The sequence below is a fragment of the Stagnimonas sp. FW305-C-60 genome, assembly GCF_058782965.1.
The window spans coordinates 1-19,323 of the sequence record NZ_JBYSYF010000006.1 but is presented as its reverse complement, the minus strand read 5'-3'; the positions used below and the strand labels follow the sequence as shown (position 1 = coordinate 19,323).

Here is a 19,323-nt window from a genome sequence, read left to right as displayed (position 1 = left end):
CATCGCTCACGGCTTGGAGCCGGCTGAGCAGCCAGCGGAGGTGCGGGGTGGTCGTCAAGACGGATCGCCTGAGAGCGTTGAAGGCCCTCGAGGCTGCCGTGGCCGCGCCCGCAGACTCGCCCGAGCCGTTCGAGCCCGAGCCCCTGCCGCTGCTCAATTTCGACGAAGAGCAGTTGCGCGCCGAGCGCCTGGCCCGCGAGCAGGCCAAGCGCGAGCAGACCGAGCACCTGCTGGAACGCCTCAGTCTCGACATCTTCGACCGCTGGACCGAGCTCGCCGCCGAATCCGGCCAACCGGCCGTCACCAGCGGCACATCGCCCACCGGCAGCGCCAGCCCCGGCAACGACCAGATCCGCGGCCTGCTGCTGCAGGGCACGGTGCCCGACGCCATCCTGACTTTCGGCGCTGGCGGCTTGATCCAGACCTTCAATGCCGGCGCCGAACGCATGTTCGGCCGCAGCGCCGCCGAGGTGCTGGGCCACCCGATCGCCGAGCTGCTGCCGGCGCGCGCCGAAGGCGACAGCGACCTGGGCCAGCTTGACCGCCTCGACGCCGGCCCCGAGGGCCGTAGGGTGCGCGAGCGCCTGGCACTGCGTGCCGATGGCAGCGAGCTGGCGGTGGAGGTGTCGATCGGCGTGCTCGACCTCGAAGGCCGCCGCCACGGCGCGGCGGTGATCCGCGACATCTCCGAGCGCAAGCAGTTCGAGCAGGCACTGCACCAGCTCAACGACTCGCTGCGCGCCCAGGTGGAAGCCACCCGCCAGGCCCTCGAGCAGTTGCAGCAGACCCAGCGCGAGCTGGTACGCGCCGAGCGCCTGGCCTCGCTGGGTGGCCTGGTGGCCGGCGTCGCTCACGAGATCAACACGCCCATCGGCATCACCCTCACCGCCGCCTCGCACCTGCACGACGAGGCGCTGCGGCTGGAAGCGGCGGTAGCCGACAACAGCCTCAAGCGCTCGCAGTTGAGCAGCTTCGTGCAGACCTTCCAGCAGAGCGCCAAGCTGGTGCTGGGCAATGCCCGGCGCGCCGCCGATCTGATCCAGAGCTTCAAGCGGGTGGCGGTGGACCAGACCAGCGAGGAGCGCCGCCGCCTGCACTTCCGCGAGTATCTGGAAGAAATCATCACCAGCTTGAGCCCGCAGCTGAAGAAGACCGCGCACCAGATCCGCATCGACTGCGATCCGACGCTGGAGATCGACACCCTGCCCGGCGCCATCTCGCAGATCATCACCAACCTGGTGCTCAACTCGCTGAGCCATGCCTATGGCGAGGACGAGGCCGGACATATCGACATCGAGGCCCGCAAGCAGGGCCAGCGCCTGAAGCTGGTCTATCGCGACGATGGCTGCGGCATACCTGCCGAGATCCTGCCGCAGATCTTCGACCCCTTCTTCACCACCAAGCGCGGCGCCGGTGGCACCGGGCTGGGACTGCACATCGTCTTCGGCCTGGTGCATCAGCAATTGCAGGGCAGCATCGAAGCCCGCTCGACGCCCGGTCAGGGCACCGAATTTCATCTGGACCTGCCGCTGGAAATCCCCGCCAGCGGCGACACCGACAAGCACCCTGGAGAGCACGCATGAGCGAAGTCAGCGGCGACGACGACGAACTGCTGTTCGCGCCCGAAGGCCCGGAGGCCAGCGAGGAGTCGGGCGAGCACTGGAAGATCCTGATCGCCGACGACGATCCGGAGGTGCACGAGGTCACCAAGCTGGCTCTCGACGGCCTGCGCTTCAACGGCCAGCCGCTGCAGTTCCTGCACGCCCGCTCTGGCCGCGAGGCGGTGGAGCAGGTCGAGCAGACACCGGACATCGCCCTGCTGCTGCTCGATGTGGTGATGGAGCGCGAGACCGCCGGACTCGACGCCGTCGATGCCATCCGCAACCGCCTGCACAACCGCATGATCCGCATCGTGCTGCGCACCGGCCAGCCGGGCCAAGCGCCGGAGCGCGAGGTGGTGATGCGCTACGACATCAATGACTACAAGGAAAAGACCGAGCTCACCGCCAAGAAGCTGTTCACCCTGGTCTACACCGCGCTGGGTCAGTACCGCGACATCCTGCGCCTGGACCGCAGCCGCCGCGAGATGGAGCGGCTGGTCGATGCCGGGGTCACCGTCTTCCGCCGCAAGCAGCCCGACCGCCTGGGGCATGGCCTCCTGCAGCTGCTGGGCAATCTGCTCGGTGTCGATCACAGCCAGCGGCCACCCGGCTATGGCGGCCTGCTGGTGGAACAGGGCAAGGACGGCGTCGCCAAGGTGCTGGCCGGCAGTGGCCGCCACCTTGAACTGGGCGGCCAAGTGCTGGCGCGGGGCGCGCTGCCGCAGCTCGATGCCCGCCAGTACCAGATCCCCCGTAACGGCAGTTGGCACGCCGACGCTCACAGCTTCATCGCCAGACTCGTCGGCCAGCAGCGCCAGCAGCTCACGCTGTATCTGGAGAGCGACACGCCGCTGCAAACGCCCGAGGCGCACATCCTCGACGTGTACTGCCGCAACGCCACGCTGTCGCTGGACAATGCCCTGCTGCACCAGCAGCTCGGCCGCACCCAGCGCGAGCTGATCTACATGCTCAGCGAGGCGGTGGAGATCCGCTCGCAGGAGACCGGCAACCACGCCCGCCGGGTCGGCGAATACTCGCGCCTGCTCGGCCAGCTCAGCGGCCTGCGCGAGGACGAGGCCGAAGTGCTGCTGCTGGCGGCGCCGCTGCACGACGTCGGCAAGATCGCCATCCCCGATGCGATCCTGAAAAAGCCCGGCGGCCATACCGAGGAGGAATCCAAGGTGATGCGCACGCACGCCGAGATCGGTGGCCGCATGTTCAGCAGCCAGGATCTGCCGGTGTTCAGCGCCGCCAAGATCATCGCCGCGCAGCACCACGAGCGCTGGGACGGCCGCGGCTATCCCGGCGGCCTGCGCGGCGAGGACATCCACCTCTACGGCCGCATCAGCGCCCTGTCGGATGTCTTCGACGCGCTCGGCAGCGAGCGCTGCTACAAGAGCGCCTGGCCACTGGAGGACATCCTGGTGCTGATCCGCGAGCAGCGGGGCAAGCAGTTCGACCCCAAGCTGGTCGATCTGCTGCTCGCCAATATCGACGCCTTTCTGGAAATCCGCACCCGGCTGATGGATGTAGTCGACATCAGTCACTGAGCCGCAAGCGCAGCTCGCGGGCGCTGCTGCGGCCGGCGTCGTCGCTGACGCTGAGCTGGTGACGGCCGGTCTGCGTCGGCCGGTAGGCATAGACCACGCCGGGGGAGGCGCTGCCCAGATAGCTGCCGTCGACAAACCAGTAGAGCGTCCGCACCGCGCCATCTGCGTGGGCCAGCAGAGGGATCACCTGCTGGCCCAGCTGCTCGGGGCGCAGCGCGTATTCCACACCCGCCAGCGGCGAACGGATGCTCGGCGCCTCGCCCGCCGGCGTGGTCGCCAGCAGGCCGCAGTCGCCGGGCGGCGGCGGCGCGCGGCGCGGCATGCCGGCCTGCGCGTAGAGCCGCATCAGCTCGCTGGGCCAGAACTCGTAGACCTCTTCGCGGATGACGCTCGCCGGCGTGTCCGGGCAGGCCAGCCGGCCGCTGCGGCTATCGATGCGCAGGCGCCGGTGCACGCTGCTCAGGCGGATCGGCGAGACGCCGGGGATGTACCAGGTCTGGCTGCGCTGCGGGCAGTCGGCATTGGGCAGGTCACCGGAGGCGGTGCAGACCTCCACCCGCGCCAGCCGTGGCGGCTGCGGAAACGCCGGCTCGACCAGCTCCGGTTCGGCGACGCGGAGGGCGTCGGCGAGATCGAAGAACAGGGGCGCGGCGCTGCGGATGCCGACCAGGGCGGGATTGCTGCGGCCATCGAAATTGCCCAGCCAGACCACCAGCACATAGGGGCCGAACACGCCGGCGGTCCAGGCATCGCGGAAGCCCCAACTGGTGCCGGTCTTCCAGGCCGGCGTGAGGCGGTTGCGCGCCGGCCGCCACACCGCCTCGTCGGGGCGCGGGTTGTCGCGCAGGATGTCCATCACCATGAAACTGGCGTCGGCCGACAGCAGTCGCTCACCCGGCACCTGCGGCTCCTCCGCAAGCCGGCGCAGCGGCCGCCAGAGACCACGGTTGGCGAGCATGGCGTAGAGCTGGGCCAGCTCGACCATCGACACCTCGCCGCCGCCCAGGGTCAGCGCCAGGCCGTAGTGGCGCTCGCTGCGCGGCAGCGCCACCCCGGCGCTCTTCAGGAAGCGATACAGGCTGGGCTCGCGCAACTGCGCCGAGAGCTGCACCGCCGGCACGTTGCGCGAGCGGATCAGCGCGTCGTGGGCGCTGATCGGGCCGAGGAAGGCGCCGTCGTTGTTCTCCGGCGCGTAGGGGCCGAAATAGGTCGGCGAGTCCTTGAGCACGCTGAGCGGATGGATCAGGCCCTGGTCCATCGCCAGTGCATAGAGCAGGGGCTTGAGCGTGGAGCCCGGCGAGCGGCGGGCGCTGACGCCATCGACCTGGCCGTGGATGCCGGCATTGAACCAGTCGGCCGAGCCGATCCAGGCGCGCACACCGAGATCGCGGCTGTCGACCAGCAGCACCGCGGCGTTGTCGATGCCGATCCGCGCCAGCGGCGCCAGGTGCTGGCGCAGGCGCTGCTCCAGCAGGTTTTGCAGGCGCAGGTCCAGCGTGGTCTTCAGTTCCGCCGGCGGCGTCTCGCCGGCTTCGGCGAGCAGCGCGCCGCTGAAGTGCGGCGCGCGGAACGGCGCCGGCCGGCGCTGGAAGCGCAGCGGCGCCTCGATCAGCGCGCGCTGCTCGGCCGCCGCCGGATGCACCTGCCGCCAGCGTGCGTAGAGGCGCAGGCGGGCGGCGCGCAGGCTGGCGGTTTCGCCAGCGCCCGGCGCGCGCGCATTGGGTGCCTGCGGCAGCACCGCCAGCGCCAGCGTCTGCGCCAGATCGAGTTCGCGCGGGCGCTTGCCGAAGTAGAGCCGCGCCGCCGCGCCCACGCCCTGCACATTGCCGCCGTAGGGCGCGAGGTTGAGGTAGGCCTCGAGAATCTCGCGCTTGGAATAGCGCGCCTCCAGCCACAGCGCGGCGCCGATCTGGCCGAGCTTGCCGCCCAGGCTGCGGGTGTGACGGCGATCCAGCAGGCGCACCAGCTGCATGCTCAGGGTCGAGCCGCCCTGGCGCGCACCGCCGCTGGCGGTGGCCAGCGCCGCGCGCAGCAGGGCCGGCAGATTCACGCCGGGATGCCAGTAGAAATGACGGTCCTCGTGCAACAGCACCGCCTCGATCAGCGCCGGCGGCATTTCCGACAGCGGCTGCCAGAGCCGCAACTGACCGTCGCTGGCCAGGCGCAGGCGCAGCAGCTCGCCCCGGCTGTCGAGCACCGCGGTCGACAGCGGGATGCGCGCCGCCAGCGGCGGCCGTGGCCACAACCGCAGCGCCAGCAGCAGCGCCGCCAGCGCCAGCAGCGACAGCGCCGCGAGGCGAGCGCGGCTCAAGGCCTGCCCTGCCCCGCCGGGCTCAAGGCCGGATCACCTCGATCTGCCCGGCGGCGGCGCGCGCGTAGATGCTGGGCTCGTACATCGCCTCGCCGTAAGCCGGCGGAATCTGGAAGCGCCCGGCGGCGGTGGCCTTGATCCGGTATTTGAGCTCGCTGACGTCCTTGCCGAAATCGACGTAGAGCACGGCGCGATCCTCTCGGTAGTCGGCATAGGTCGGCCGCGCCCCAGAGAGCCAGCTCAGCCAGTTACAGCCGCAGCCGAAATTGCCGGCGTCTTCGCTGGCCTCGCTTTCACCCTCGTTCTCGGAGGCCTCCTCCGGCACCACCTGCTGCATCACCTGCTCGGCGGGCGCGCCGCTGGGCTGCACGATCTCGAAGCCGCCCGGCAGCAGATCGACCAGGGCGACATCGCCCAGCCAGTCGCGCTCGGTGCTGCGGAACTTCAGATGCACCTCGATCTCCTCGCCCAGCCGCACCTGGCTCACCGGCTTGCCGGCGAGATCGGTGTAGCTGCGCAGGATCTCCATGCCCTGGCTGGCGGGCGGCGGCGGCTGGCGGTCGAAGCCGGCCTGGCTCAGCAGCGCATAGGCCGGCAGCGGACCCGGGCTGGTCACCCGCAGCGCCTTGGTCGCCTCGCTGACCGGCGCGCGCGGGAACAAGCCCGGCGGCAGGCTCAGCGCCTGCTCGCCACCGGTTTTCAGCAGGGCCTTGAGGCTGGGCATGGTGGCGCTGGCTTCCGCGACCTGCGCGTAGGCATCCAGCGCCAGGATGCTGGTGGCGGCGGACAGCGACTGGTAGCGGTTGTCGCGCAGCTCGGCGACCAGGTTGGCGACGAACTCCGGCCCATAGACCGCGAGGCGCTTGGGGAAGTGCTTGGCCAGCACGTAGAACAGCTCGGCGTCGGTCGCCATCGCGCTGTGATAGCGGTCGTAGTAATGCCCGGCCTGGCGGCCGAGCTTGACCCGGGCGATGAGCTTGTCCGCCAGCGCCTGCTGCTGCATGCGCTGGTAGGCGGCGGCCAGCCAGGCGGCGGTGGCGTCGCTTTCCCAGCGGTTTTTCCAGTTCGCGTCCAGGCGGCCGCGCAGGGCGTCGGCCTCGGCGCTCATCACCTGGCCTTGCCGGGTCAGCAGGTAGATCGCGTAGGCAGCATTGCGCTCCTGTTCGAGGTTGTCGCCGTCGCGGCGCGCCAGCCGCAGCAGGTAGCGGTTGCCGGCCTCGATCAGCTCGCCCGGTGCCGGCCGGCCGCGCTCGGCGGCCTCCAGCAGGAAGTGCTGGACGTAGACCGAGACGAACTCCGCCTCGGCGCCGTTCGGCCACAGGCGGTAGCCACCGTCCGGCGTCTGCCGGCTGGCCAGCTCGGCGTAGCTGCCGTCGAGATCGCCGCCCTTGGCGGTCTTCAGCGCGCCGAACTCCGGCCGCGCGGACAGCACCAGCGCCGGCATCGCCATGCTCACCAGTTGCTCGGTGCAGGCATGCGCGTAATTGCCCAGCCAGGCGGCCAGTCCATGCGCCAGCGCCAGGGGCAGCGGCGAAACGCTCACCTCCAGTTCGCGGTGCTGCGGATACAGGCTGCGAGTGAGCGGCAGCTCGACGCTCTTGCCCGCCGGCACGCTGGCGGCATCGAGCTGCACCCGGTAGGGCGTGGCCGGACGCACCGACAGCGTCGCGCCCAGCTTGGCGCTGTAGGCGCCGCCCTTGACGCTGAAGCGCAGCTCCGCCGGGCCGGGTTCGTCCTTGGCGCGCAGGCGGTAGCGCACCACCGCCTCACTGAGCGGCTTCATGCCCAGCGACTGCTGCGTCGCGCCCAGCACTTCCAGATTGGCCGAAGGCTGCAACTGCACCTGCACCGCGGTTTCGCCCTTGGCCTCCTCGGCATTGAAGGCGACGCCGGTGCTGACCTCGAACTCGTCGCCCGGCGCCACCGCCAGCGGCGCATTGGGCAGCAGGGTGAAGTCACCGCGCACGGTAGCCCGCGTCTCGGCCTGGCCCATGCCCTGGGCATCGACGCCCACCGCCATCAACCGCAGGCTGCCGTTGAAACTCTCCGGCACCGTCCATTCCAGGCTGCGTGGCTCAGGGCCGACCGCAACGATGCCGCTCCACCAGGCCACCGGCGGATCGGTCTTGCGCCGGAACGGATTGAGATGCTTTCCGAGCGCGCCATCGGCGTCGCCGCCAGGTGCCGCGCCCGGCATCAGCGCGCGGAACGAGGGCAGCACCAGATCGAGAATCTGCAAGGTGTCCACGTCCAGGCTGCGCTTCTGGAAGAAGTACTCCAGCGGCTGCGGCGTCTGGTAGCGCGCCACCTGCAAAATGCCCTCATCCACCGCGTAGACCACCGCGCGGCCGGGGCGCAGGGCGCTGAGCTGCATGCGCAGGGTCTCGCCCGGCTTGAGCTTGGCCGGCGCCTTCAGGCTCAGGCCGTTGCGGCGCGCGTCGAGGGACACCGAGAACGGCTGCACGCCGTGGCTCATCGGCGAGGCGTGGATCTCGGCACTGCCGGGGTCGCGCAGGAAGATCACATGCACATAGGCCGAGCCGATCAGATCGGCCGGCACCCGGATGCGCTGCACGCTGGCGGTGGTCTCGGCCTGGAACCATTGCCAGCTCAGCACCTTCTCGCGCTCGATGGTGATCAGGCCGCTGCCGACATAGGGCGCGACCAGGCTCAGCTCGATCTCCTCGCCGGGCGCGTAGTCCTTCTTCGACAGCACCATCTGCAACTCGGCGTTCTTCTCAAGGCTGCGACTGACATCGCCGGCGCCGGCGACGCGGTAGGGGATGTTGGCGTAGCTCTGGCCCTCGGCATCGACCAGCAGATAGAAGTAGCTGCCCGGCTCGCTGGCCTCCAGCTTCAGCTCGGCGCCGCTCACCGGCAGCGCGTAGGCCTGCGCCGACAGCAGCACATCCTTCTGTCGCGACTCGTACTGGTAGCTGCCGTTGGGGCGGCGGATCAGCACGTTCACGTACTTGCGCTGGTAGCGCTTGAGCTGCAACTCCTTCACCGCGGTGCGCTGCGCCTGCGGGTCCAGCGCCTGGAGCTTGACGCTGCGCGGCACGCTCTGGCTGACGTAGTCGAGATCGCCGTCGGCCTTCCAGCCGATCAGGTACGGCAGGCCGGAGACGATCTGCGCCGCCTCGGCGGTGACGCCGCGACCGCCGTCCGGCTCGAAGCCGCGGGCGGTGAGATGCACGCGGTAGGTCGCGCGCGCGAAGCGCTTCAGATCCAGCGCCAAGGTGGCCTGGCCCTGCTCGTCGGTCTGGGTATCGGCCAGCGCCTCGGTGAAACCCTCGCGCGCCGCCTGCGGATCGTTGAAGCGGTAGTCCTCAAAGCCGGCGAAGGCCGGCAGCCAGGGCGTGAGGTTCATCTCCGCGCTGACGCGCCGCGACTGCGCCGGCGTGCCGAACAGGTTCTGCAGATCGACGCGGGCGGCGAGCGCCTCCGGTGACACCCAGCCCTGCGCGCGCGCCGGCTCGAAGTCCAGGCGCATCTTCAGCCGGTCCGGCTCGAACTCGCGGACCTTGAACCAGAAACTGCCCAGAAGCTGCTCGCCGTTGGGCTGCGGCAGGAACACGTTGAGGTTGTAGGCGCCGGTGGCCGAACTCGGGCGGCTGGTGTAGGCGAGGCTGTCGAAGCCGTCTTCCGGCAGCGGCCGGCGCTGGTCCAGCACCACCGCGCCGCGCGGGTCGGTGATGGTGTAGCGCAGCGGCGTGCGCGGCAGCGGGTGATCGAAGTCGGCGGCGCGCACGATCACGCCCAGCTCGGCGCGCTCGCCCGGCCGGTACAGTCCACGGTCGCTGAACAGGAACACCGACAGCGCGCCCGGCTCGGTGGCCTGGGAGACGCCGCCGACATCGAAACGCGACAGGTCCAGCGAGGAGACCCGCCCGTCCAGCGGCAGGAAGGACTGATCGCCAGCCTTGCGGGCCAGCAGCAGCACCGGCTGGCGCTCGTTGCGGTAGTCGCTCAGATCGGGCAGGCGGGCATGGCCCTGCTCGTCGGTGTCGCGGCTCAGCACCGGCTCGCCGTTCTTGCCGATCACCTCGACGCTCACCCCAGCCAGCGGCTGGCCGCTGAGGATGGACTGCACGAACACCTCGCGGCTGCCGTCCTTGTTGCGCTTGAGCACCAGGCCCAGATCGGTGACCACGATCAGCCGGGTGTCGGTGACGCGCGCCTCGTAGCCCTCGCCGCTGCCCTCGTCGCCGGCCACCGAGATGTCGTTGTGGCTGACTGGGTCATGGCCGTGGACGCGCAGGAAGAAGATGCCGCGCCTGCTCTCCTGGCCCTCGGCCAGGAACGGCGCGAGGTCGAGCGCGGTGTACTGCGGCGTGCCGTGCGGCAGCGCCGGCAGCGTCAGCACCTTTTCCAGGCGCTCGCTGATGTTGCTCTCGTCGAACTGCCAGTTGTTCCAGTAGGGCGTGGCCAGCTCGCCACCGGACTGGGTGACCAGATGCTGCAACTGGCGCGGCAGCAGGCGGCCGACTTCCACCCGCAGCCCGGGCAGGTCGCGGCTGAACACGCTGAGCTTCTTCGGACCGCCCATCGCCAGCAGCGCGCCCTTGCCCATCACCCGCAGCTCCGGCGGATAGTCCGGCACCTGCAAGGCGAGCTGGCTGGACTTCTCCAGTTCGTAGCCGCCGAAGGACTTCATCCCCGCCGCCACCCGCACCAGCAGCCAGCGGCCGGGCTCGGCGGCGTGGCCGAAGCTGTGCTCCTGCGCGTGCTCGGTCTCCAGCGGATTGTGGTCGAGCTTCAAGGGCTCAGTGCCGGCCGGCGGCGTGGTGCCGATGTTTTCCTGCCCCCAGGGATAGGGCTGGCCATTGAAGCTCTCGAAATTCTTCTCCCACTCCTTCTGCTTGCCCGCATCCGGGTGCCGCAGCGGCAGCAGCCAGGCCTGGACATGGCTCTGCACCTCGGCCTCGGTGCTGGAATGCGAAAGCGAGAGGGTCAGCAACTGCACCGGGTTGTCATCGACATCGCGGGCAATGCGCGTCGCCAGCTCGCCGACCTGCAAGGCGTAGCGGCCAGGCACGCTGACATCCGCCGCCAGCTCGGCCTGCGCCGCCGGCCCCGGCAGGCTGCTGGCGATGCCGGGCGCGACCACGAAGTGCAGGCGACCGGACTTGGCCGGTGTCGCCAGCGCGGCGGTGCGTACATAGGCGTTGAGGCGCTTGGCGTCGAAGTTGAGCGTGGTCAGCGGCCGCTCGCGCTCGACCTCCTTTTCATCGGTGAGGCGGTCGAAATAGGCGAGGCTGATGCGGTCTTGCAGCGAGTCCGGATTCACCGGATGGCTGAAGCGCAGGCCCAGGATCGCGGTCTTGTTGGCGGGGTTCACCGGGTCCTGGTCGAAGCTCGCCTCGGCGATGCTGACGGTGAAGGGCTTGCTGTCGAACTCGAAGCCGTAGTCCTGCAGCGTGAGATGTGCGGCGACCAGGCCCTTGCGGTTGAGATCAACCTGGTAGTGGGCGCCCACCGGCCAGTCCTGGCTGGGGGTGAATTGCAGGGTCTTGTCGTCGCTCCAGCGCCACTGGCCGGGCTGGGCCGGGCTCATCCGGATCAGATCACTGGCGGGAGCGATCTCCTTCTCGACCAGATCCAGCGCCGCCGCCGAGGCGCTGAAGCGCAACACCAGCGGCTTGGGCGCGTCGTTGGGGGCCTCGCAGGCATAGCAGGTGAGCGCCGGCGCCTCGACGCTGAACGTCAGGGTCTGTGGCTGCGGCCGCGACTGCCACCAACGCCAGCCGCCCAGGCCGGCGGCGAGCAGCAGCAGCGCCACCGCCAGGGCGAGGCCGGATTCGCGCGGGTGGGCGTGCAGCCAGTCACGAGCGGCGCGCAGCCGGGGCAGCAGCGCGTCGAGCAGGGTTTGCAGCCAGGCCGGCGGCTGCCAGGCCAGCTCGCCGAGAAAGCCTCCGAGCACGGTGCCGAGAAAATCCTTGAGGCCCGCGAAGATCCCCAGCACCACCGTCCACACCGCCGTCAGCACGCGCATTGCGCTCTCCCTGGTTCGCCGCTTCCCTGCCCGCGCATCTTAGGGCGGCGCAGATGAACCCGGCGTGGCTAACCGGCAGCCAGCACCGTCTCCACCTCGAAGCGCCCGTGCAGGGCCCGGTGGATCGGGCATTTGTTGGCGATGGCCAAGAGGTAGTCGCGCTGCTCGGCGCTGAGCGCGCCGACGAAGCGGATCTGGCGGTTGAGCCGGTACAGGCCGTCGGCGTCGACATGGCTGATGCTCACCTGCACGTCTTCCAGCGGCATCTGCTTGCGCCGCGCCACCATCATCACCGTCAGCGCGGTGCAGGCGCCCAGCGCGGAGTCGAGCAGATCGTGCGGGTCCGGGCCCAGGCCATCGCCACCCTCGGCCAGGCCGACGTCGGTGATGAACTGGTGACTGCCGACACTGATCTGGTGGGCGAGCTTGCCTTGCGGCGCCTTGCGTACGCTGATCATCGAAACTCCGGGGGATGGGATAGACGGGGCTCAGAGCTTATCGCCCTGGCGGCCTCAGGCGCCGATTGCGGCCAGGCGCTCGGGCGTGCCGATGTCCGCCCATTGCCCGGTATGCAGCGCCCCCGAAACCCGGCCCTGCGCCATCGCCCGCCGCAGCAGCGGCGCCAGTGGAAAGGCGCCGTCGGCGCAGCCGGCGAACAACTGCGGATGCAGCAGGGCGATGCCGCTGTAGGTGAGCTTCGGCTCGCCCTCGCCGACCCGGCCATCGACCAGCGAGAAGTCACCGCCGGGGTGCTGAGGCGGGTTGGGCACCAGCACCAGATGCGCCAGCTCGCCGGCCACCAGGCCGCGCGCGCGCAGTGCGGCGAAGTCGTAGTCGGTCCAGACATCGCCATTGACCAGCAGGAAGGGCGCCTCGCCCAGGAGCGGCAGCGCGCGGAAGATACCGCCGCCGGTCTCCAGCGCCGGCCAGCCTTCGTCCGAATAGGCCAGCCGCAGGCCCAGGCGGGAGCCATCGCCCAGCGCCGCCGGAATCTGCGCGCCCAGCCAGCCGAGGTTGATGACCACCTCGCGCAGCCCGGCCGCCGCCAGCTTTTCCAGATGCCATTCGATCAGCGGCTTGCCGGCCACCGGCAGCAGCGGCTTGGGGTGCTGGTCGGTGAGCGGGCGCATGCGTTCGCCCCTCCCCGCCGCGAGTACGAAGGCTTTCACCCGCTCAGGCCTCCAGACCCAGCGAGTCGAACAGCTTGAGCAGCGGCGCCAGCTCCGGATAGCGCGCCGCCACCGGACGCACGTAGGCGATGAAGCGCGGGGTGTCGGCGAGGTAGTGCGGCTTGCCGTCGCGGTAGTTGATGCGGGCGAAAATGCCCAGCACCTTGAGATGGCGTTGCAGGCCCATCAGGTCGAAGTCGCGCTCGAAGGCGGTCAGCTCGGCCGGCACCGGCAGGCCGGCGGCGCGCGCGGCCTGCCAGTACTGCCTACGCCAGGCCTCGACGCGGGGCTCCGGCCAGGAGCGGAAGGCGTCCTTGAACAGGCTCACCACGTCGTAGCTGATCGGGCCGTGCACCGCGTCCTGGAAGTCCAGCACGCCGGGGCTGGGCGCCGAGACCATGAGGTTGCGCGGCATGTAGTCGCGGTGCACATAGACCCGCGCCTGCGCCAGCGCGGCATCGACCAGCACCTGGCAGCTCTGGCGCCACCAGTCCTTCTGCTCGGCGCTCAGCTCACGGCCCAGGTGTCGGGCCACGTACCAATCGGGGAACAGCGCCAGCTCGCGCTCCAGCAGCGCCGCGTCGTAAGGCGGCAGCACGCCCTCGCGGCTGGCCGCCTGCCATTGCACCAGGGCGGCGATGGCGTCGGCGAACAGGGCGTCGGCATTGTCGTCGGTGATGACGTGCAGAAAGGTCTGGCGGCCGAGGTCGGAAAGCAGCAGATAGCCCTGCTCGAGATCCTGGCCGAGGATGCGCGGCGCGTTGAGGCCGGCGTCGAGCATCAGCTGTGCGACCTGCACAAACGGCCGGCAGTCCTCGCGCTCCGGTGGCGCGTCCATCACCACCCAGCTCTGGCCCTGGGCTTCCAGACGGAAGTAGCGGCGGAAGCTGGCGTCGGCGGAGGCCGGCGCGAAGCGGGCGTCGTCCAGGCCCAGACTGGCGAGGGCGAACTGGCGCGCGGCGGCGGCGCGGGCATCGGGCGGATTGGCGGTCACTGGCGGTGCGGCGGTGGTGCGTAAAGGCGGGCAGTGTATTGAAGCCTTCATCGCGAGTCTGCCCCGCGCCGTTGCCGCCGGAGGTGGCGAGGCGGGATACTGCGCGCCCTTCCCGCCGTCTGGCTTGCCTCCCTTGGCCCTGCTCCGCCGCCTTCCGCTCCTGCTGCTGCTCGGCCTGCCGACCCTGGCGCCGGCCCAGACCGAAGCTCCCGAGCCGGCCATGTGCAAACAGCTGGAGCTGGGCGCGCTGCCGAGTTCGCCGCTGGACAAGCTGGTGCTCACCGCCGACAGCCTGCGCGCCGAGCGCGAGGGCCTGGCCGATCTCGCCGGCTCGGTGCGGCTGCGCCTGGGCGACAAGGAGTTCGTCTCCGACGCGCTGCAATACAACGACGAGCTGCGCCGCATCCAGATCAACAAGGCCTCGCAGTTCCGCAACGAGGACTACCTGATCCAGGCCGAGCGCGCGCAGTTCGACCTCGGCAGCGAGACCGGCCTGTTCGAGAACAGCGAATTCACCCTCGGCAAGGTCGGCGCGCGCGGCAGTGCACGCAGCATCCAGCTCAGCCGCGCCGGCGAGGCCAGCGCCCAGGAGATCAGCTACACCTCCTGCTCGCCCGGCGACGATAGCTGGACCATCACCGCCGGCCGGCTGCACCTGAACCGCGAGGAAGGCCTGGGCACCGCCCGCAACGCCACCATCCGCATCGCCGGCGTGCCGGTGCTCTACACGCCCTATCTGCAATTCCCGATCGACGACCGCCGCCGCAGCGGCATGCTGTTCCCCTCGCTGGGCAGCGACAGCCGGACTGGCATCGACTTCAGTTGGCCGATCTATCTGAACCTGGCACCCAACTACGACGCCATTCTCACGCCTCGGTTGATGAGCGACCGCGGCAATCAGGTGGCGCTGGCCGGCCGTTACCTGCTGCCCAGGGCCGAGGGCCGTAGCCGCTTCGAATACCTGGCGAACGATCAGCAGTTCGGCCGCTCGCGCGGCAGCAGTGAGTTCGTGCACAACGGCCTGCTCAGCAGCCGGCTGGCGCTGGAGATCAACTACGCCGAAGTCAGCGACCCCAACTACTTCGAAGACTTGAGCCGGGTGGTGGATTTCTCCTCGCTCACCCACCTGGAGCGCAGCGCCCGCCTCACCTACCAGTCGCCTGGGGCCTACAGCATCCAGGCGCTGGTGCAGGACTTCCAGCCCCTGGCCTCGGCCTTCACCGCGGTGGACGATCCCTATCGCCGCCTGCCGGAGCTGCGCTTTGAAGCCCTGACCCGCGAGGACTGGCACGACACCCGCGCCGGCATCACCGCCCAGGCGGTCAACTTCACCCGTCCGGATTCGGTGGAGGGCCTGCGCCAGACCCTGCAACCCTATGTGCGCTACAGCCGCGATCTCGGCGCGATGTTCGGCCGCACCCAGCTCGATCTCAACCACACCCGCTATCAGCTCAGCAACAACAGCAGCGGCGACGACAACCCGGAGCGCACGCTGCCGATCTTTTCGGCCGACGCCGGCCTGCGCTTCTACAAGTTCGACGGCAGCGGCGGCCTGCAGCTGCTGGAGCCAAGGCTGTTCTATCTGTACGTGCCCTACCGCGAGCAGAGCGCGCTGCCGGTGTTCGACACCGGCGAGACCGACTACGACGTGCCCAGGCTGTTCGCCCGCAACCGCTTCTCTGGCCTCGACCGCATCGCCGACGCCAACCAGCTGACCACCGCGCTGACCTGGCGCAAGCTCGATGCCGGCACCGGCGCCACCCGCCTGGCGGCCAGCTTCGGGCAGATCTACCGCTTCACCGAATCGCGGGTGACCCTGCCCGACGCCAGCAGCCTGGACGCCGGCAGCAGCGACTACCTGGCCGGCCTGGAAATGCGTCTGATGCAGGGCCTGTCGGCCACCAGCACCCTGCAATGGTCGCCGGACAGCGGCCGCTTCAACCGCACCGGCATGGCCCTGCGCTACCGCAACAACGGCCTGCGCAGCGACCTCGCCTACCGTTTCCGCGAAGGCCTGTTGGAGCAGACCGACCTGAGCCTGTCGGCGCCGGTCAGCAGCGCCTGGCGTCTCGCCGGGCGGCTGCGCCACTCGCTGCGCGACGACCGCACGCTCGACGCCCTGGCCGGCGTCGAGTACGAAACCTGCTGCTGGGCGCTGCGTGGCTCCTACCGCCGCTATCTGGTCAACAGTGCCGGCGAGTTCAACAGCGGCGTCTACCTGCAGCTGGAGCTGAAGGGCTTAAGCCGCTTCGGCGCCGGCTTCGATGAACTTCTGCCTGGTGATGACCGTCCACTGGGAGACGACTGAAGTCTCTGACGTCCGCGGGTCCGGCCGTTCCGGACCTTCGTGCTACCCTTCCCGCCCCCTGGTTTCACCACGTAATCCGCGCAATGTCCGCTCCGCTCCTGCTCCGCCTGCGCCCGCTCCTAGGCTCCCTGTTGCTGCTGGCCGCCAGCGCCCAGGCAGCGCCGCAACCCCTGGACCGCATCATCGCGGTGGTCAACGACGGCGTGATCCTGCAAAGCGAGCTGGACCGCGCGCTGGGCATGAGCACCGCCCAGCTGCGCGAGCGCGGCATCACTCCGCCGCGCGAGGACGTGCTGCGCACCCAGGTGATGGAGCGGCTGGTCACCAACCGCCTGCAGACGCAGAAGGCGGCCGAAGCCGGCATCCGCATCGACGACCGCGAGCTCAACGAGGTGCTCAACAACATCGCCGCGCAGAACGGCCTGACCCTGGCCGCCTTCGCCGACGCGGTGCGCAAGGACGGCCTGGACTTTCTCGCCGTGCGCGAGCAGGTGCGCGACGAGGTGCTGATCGCCCGCGTGCGCCAGAAGGAGGTCGAGAGCCGGGTGGTGGTCACCGACCAGGACATCGACCTGTTCCTCGCCAACCGCAGCGCGGTGGACGACACCGAATACCGCCTCTCGCACATCCTGGTGGCGCTGCCGGAAGGCGCCACGGCCGAGCAGCGCGAAGCCGCGCGCGCCAAGATCCAGAAGCTGGTCGAGCGGCTCAACAAGGGCGAGGACTTTGCCCAGCTGGCGGCGGCGGAATCCGACGGTCAGCAGGCGCTGCAGGGCGGCGACCTCGACTGGCGTAAGGGCTCGGACCTGCCCAGCCTGTTCGCCGGCGTGGTCGGCAAGCTCAAGCAGGGCGAGATGAGCGAGGTGCTGGAATCCGCCGGCGGCTATCACCTGATCAAGCTGGCCGGCAAGCGCGGCGGCGGTGAGGCGCAGAGCGTCACCGAAACCCGCGCCCAGCACATCCTGCTGCAGGCCAATGCCATCCGCGACGAGGACGCCACCCTGGCGCAGGCGCAGGATCTCGCCAAGCGCCTCAAGGCCGGCGAAAACTTCGACGCCCTGGCCAAGCAGTATTCCGACGATCCCGGCTCCAAGAACGCCGGCGGCGATCTCGGCTTTCAGCCGGTGGGCGTGTTCGTACCGGAGTTCCAGATCCGCTTGGACCAGTTGCAGCCGGGCGAGACCTCGGCGCCGTTCCACAGCCAGTTCGGCTGGCACATCGTCCGGCTGACCGAGCGCCGCACCCGCGACATCACCGAAGAGACCCGCCGGCTCAAGGCGCGGCAGGCGATCATCGCCCGCAAGAGCGCCGAGGAGTACGAGCTCTGGGTGCGCCGCCTGCGCGACGAGGCCTACATCGAGCTGCGGCGCGCCGACGGCAAGACGGCCGGCACCGACGAGCAGTCCTGAGTCGGTGACCGCCGCCGCGCGCCTGCTGCTGACGCCGGGCGAGCCCGCCGGCATCGGTCCGGAACTGGCGGTGCGACTGGCGCAGGCCCCGGTGCCCGGCGCCGCGCTGATCGCCCTCGCCGACCCTGCCGCCCTGCAGCGCGCCGCCCAGCGCCTGGGCCTGCCACTGCAATTGCGGCCCTGGCAAGCGGGCACCGCGACTGGCGAGCTGCCCGCTGGCGAGCTGTGGAACTGGCCGCTGCCGCTGGCGGTGCCGGAAACACCGGGCCAGCTCGACCGCCGCAACGCCGCCCATGTGCTGGAGGCCCTGCGCCTGGCCTGCGACGCCTGCCTCGCCGGCAGCGCCGACGCCCTGGTCACCGGCCCGGTGCACAAGGGCATCATCAACGAGGCCGGCGTGCCTTTCAGCGGCCATACCGAATTTCTCGCCGAGCGCAGCGGCGCGCCGCTTCCGGTGATGCTGCTGGCGGCCGGTGAGCTGCGCGTGGCCCTGGTCACCACCCATCTGCCCTTGTCAGCCGTGCCGGCGGCGATCACCGCCGAGCGCCTGGAGCAGACCCTGCGGGTGCTGCACGCCGACCTTGAACGCAAGTTCGGCCTCCGGCAGCCGCGCATCCTGGTCTGCGGCCTCAACCCGCATGCCGGCGAAGGCGGCCATCTCGGCCGCGAGGAGATCGAGGTGATCGAACCGGTGCTGGCGCGCCTGCGCGCCCAGGGCTGGCGGCTGGAAGGCCCGCTGCCCGCCGACACCCTGTTCACGCCCAAGGTGCTGGCGCGCGGCGACGCGGTGCTGGCGATGTACCACGACCAGGGCCTGCCGGTGCTCAAGCACGCCGGCTTCGGCCAGGCGGTGAACATCACCCTGGGCCTGCCGATCATCCGCACCAGCGTCGATCACGGCGTCGCCCTGGATCTGGTCGGCAGCGGCCAGGCCGAGCTGGGCTCGCTGCGGGCGGCGGTGGAGCTGGCCCGCGATCTCGCCCTCAAGGCCCGCACATGAGCAGCCACAAGGCCAAGAAGCATTTCGGCCAGCACTTCCTGCACGACGGCCGGGTGATCGAGCGGATCATCCAGGCGCTCAACCCGCAGCCCGGCGACACCCTGGTGGAGATCGGCCCCGGCCTGGGCGCGCTCACCGTGCCGCTGATCGCGCGGGTGCCGGCGCTGACCGTGGTGGAGCTCGACCGCGACGTGCTGGCACCGCTGCGCGCCGCCTGCGGCGAGCACGCCGGCAAGCTGACGGTGATCGAGGCCGACGCGCTGACCGTCGACTTCGGCGCGCTGGCGCCGGCCGAAGGCCAGCTGCGGCTGGTCGGCAACCTGCCCTACAACATCTCCACGCCGCTGCTGTTCCACCTGCTGCAGTACGCCGACCGCATCCGCGACATGCACTTCATGCTGCAGAAGGAAGTGGTCGACCGCATGTGCGCCGATCCCGATACCGACGACTACGGCCGGCTGACCGTGACGCTGGCGGCGCGCGCCGACTGCGACTGGCTGTTCAAGGTCGGCCCCGGCAGCTTCAATCCGCCGCCCAAGGTCGATTCCGCGGTGGTGCGGGTGACTCCGCGCCCGGCGCCCTTCCCGCTTGGTGATCTCGCCCGCTACGACCGGGTGGTGACCGCCGCCTTCTCGCAGCGGCGCAAGACGCTCTCGAACGCGCTCAAGAGCCTGATGCCGGCCGACGCGATCCGCGCCGCGAGCATTGATCCCGGCCTGCGCGCGGAGACCTTGCCGCCGGAGGCCTTCGGGCGGCTGGCAATGCAGCTCTGAGCGAGCGCGGTTCGTCGCGACGAGCGCCGCTGTTGCCCCTGCGCCATCCAAAGTCCCCCTCCCCCTTGCGGGGAGGGGCTAGGGGAGGGGGAATGCCGTGGCGGAGTGCTTGGCCTTCGCGTTGGTTTACGGGTGTGTGGTTCGCGCGTTCGCGCTCTGCTGACTTCGCAGGGCCTGATAGCTTTCTTTCGCCTCTTGGCGACTCACTTTTCT

The 19,323-nt window shown here is 70.1% G+C and carries 11 protein-coding genes; 6 read left to right on the top strand and 5 right to left on the bottom strand.

Features of this window, described 5'->3' with window-relative positions; genetic code table 11:
- Positions 1-98 precede the first annotated feature (98 nt).
- Positions 99-1,583 carry a sensor histidine kinase gene (locus tag AC3WT6_RS14905; protein ID WP_492654395.1) on the top strand — a complete coding sequence of 495 codons (1,485 nt, stop codon included), beginning with the start codon at positions 99-101 and terminating at the stop codon, positions 1,581-1,583.
- A complete protein-coding gene (locus AC3WT6_RS14900) occupies positions 1,580-3,151 on the top strand; it encodes an HD domain-containing phosphohydrolase (protein ID WP_492654394.1) in 1,572 nt (523 codons plus the stop codon). The genes AC3WT6_RS14905 and AC3WT6_RS14900 overlap by 4 nt, the downstream gene beginning before the upstream one ends.
- Here AC3WT6_RS14900 and pbpC read toward each other — a convergent pair.
- From pbpC to AC3WT6_RS14875, 5 genes are all read right to left on the bottom strand, one after another.
- Positions 3,141-5,462, bottom strand: a complete 2,322-nt coding sequence (gene pbpC, locus AC3WT6_RS14895) for a penicillin-binding protein 1C (RefSeq protein ID WP_492654393.1) — start codon at positions 5,460-5,462, stop codon at positions 3,141-3,143. The two genes, AC3WT6_RS14900 and pbpC, sit on opposite strands and share 11 nt — an antisense overlap.
- A gap of 22 nt (positions 5,463-5,484) precedes the next feature.
- Positions 5,485-11,457, bottom strand: a complete 5,973-nt coding sequence (locus AC3WT6_RS14890) for an alpha-2-macroglobulin family protein (RefSeq protein WP_492654392.1) — start codon at positions 11,455-11,457, stop codon at positions 5,485-5,487.
- A 68-nt stretch (positions 11,458-11,525) separates the two neighbouring features.
- The gene (locus AC3WT6_RS14885) at positions 11,526-11,915 is read right to left on the bottom strand and encodes an OsmC family protein (RefSeq protein WP_492654391.1); all 390 of its coding nucleotides are present in this window, start codon (positions 11,913-11,915) and stop codon (positions 11,526-11,528) included.
- Between the two features lie 54 nt (positions 11,916-11,969).
- On the bottom strand, positions 11,970-12,626 hold the full coding sequence (gene murU, locus AC3WT6_RS14880; protein WP_492654390.1) for an N-acetylmuramate alpha-1-phosphate uridylyltransferase MurU: 657 nt from the start codon (positions 12,624-12,626) through the stop codon (positions 11,970-11,972).
- Positions 12,627-12,630: 4 nt separating this feature from the next.
- Complete coding sequence (locus AC3WT6_RS14875; protein WP_492654389.1) at positions 12,631-13,671, bottom strand: aminoglycoside phosphotransferase family protein; 1,041 nt, start codon at positions 13,669-13,671, stop codon at positions 12,631-12,633.
- An 82-nt stretch (positions 13,672-13,753) separates the two neighbouring features.
- Here AC3WT6_RS14875 and AC3WT6_RS14870 point away from each other — a divergent pair, with 82 nt between their 5' ends.
- The 4 genes from AC3WT6_RS14870 to rsmA all read left to right on the top strand — a co-directional run bounded on the left by AC3WT6_RS14870 (position 13,754) and on the right by rsmA (position 19,110).
- Positions 13,754-15,928 carry an LPS-assembly protein LptD gene (locus AC3WT6_RS14870; protein ID WP_492654388.1) on the top strand — a complete coding sequence of 725 codons (2,175 nt, stop codon included), beginning with the start codon at positions 13,754-13,756 and terminating at the stop codon, positions 15,926-15,928.
- Positions 15,929-16,011: 83 nt separating this feature from the next.
- A complete protein-coding gene (locus AC3WT6_RS14865) occupies positions 16,012-17,337 on the top strand; it encodes a peptidylprolyl isomerase (RefSeq protein ID WP_492654387.1) in 1,326 nt (441 codons plus the stop codon).
- 4 nt (positions 17,338-17,341) lie between these two features.
- Positions 17,342-18,337: a 4-hydroxythreonine-4-phosphate dehydrogenase PdxA gene (pdxA, locus tag AC3WT6_RS14860; protein ID WP_492654386.1), complete on the top strand. Its 996-nt coding sequence runs from the start codon at positions 17,342-17,344 to the stop codon at positions 18,335-18,337.
- Positions 18,334-19,110 carry a 16S rRNA (adenine(1518)-N(6)/adenine(1519)-N(6))-dimethyltransferase RsmA gene (gene rsmA / locus AC3WT6_RS14855; RefSeq protein ID WP_492654385.1) on the top strand — a complete coding sequence of 259 codons (777 nt, stop codon included), beginning with the start codon at positions 18,334-18,336 and terminating at the stop codon, positions 19,108-19,110. The genes pdxA and rsmA overlap by 4 nt, the downstream gene beginning before the upstream one ends.
- The last annotated feature ends 213 nt before the right edge of the window (positions 19,111-19,323 follow it).

Coding starts and splice junctions, on each gene's coding strand:
- rsmA (WP_492654385.1), top strand. CDS start 18,334: ATGAGCAGCCACAAGGCCAAGAAGCATTTCGGCCAGCACTTCCTGCAC.
- AC3WT6_RS14885 (WP_492654391.1), bottom strand. CDS start 11,915: ATGATCAGCGTACGCAAGGCGCCGCAAGGCAAGCTCGCCCACCAGATC.
- AC3WT6_RS14890 (WP_492654392.1), bottom strand. CDS start 11,457: ATGCGCGTGCTGACGGCGGTGTGGACGGTGGTGCTGGGGATCTTCGCG.
- AC3WT6_RS14865 (WP_492654387.1), top strand. CDS start 16,012: ATGTCCGCTCCGCTCCTGCTCCGCCTGCGCCCGCTCCTAGGCTCCCTG.
- AC3WT6_RS14875 (WP_492654389.1), bottom strand. CDS start 13,671: ATGAAGGCTTCAATACACTGCCCGCCTTTACGCACCACCGCCGCACCG.
- AC3WT6_RS14900 (WP_492654394.1), top strand. CDS start 1,580: ATGAGCGAAGTCAGCGGCGACGACGACGAACTGCTGTTCGCGCCCGAA.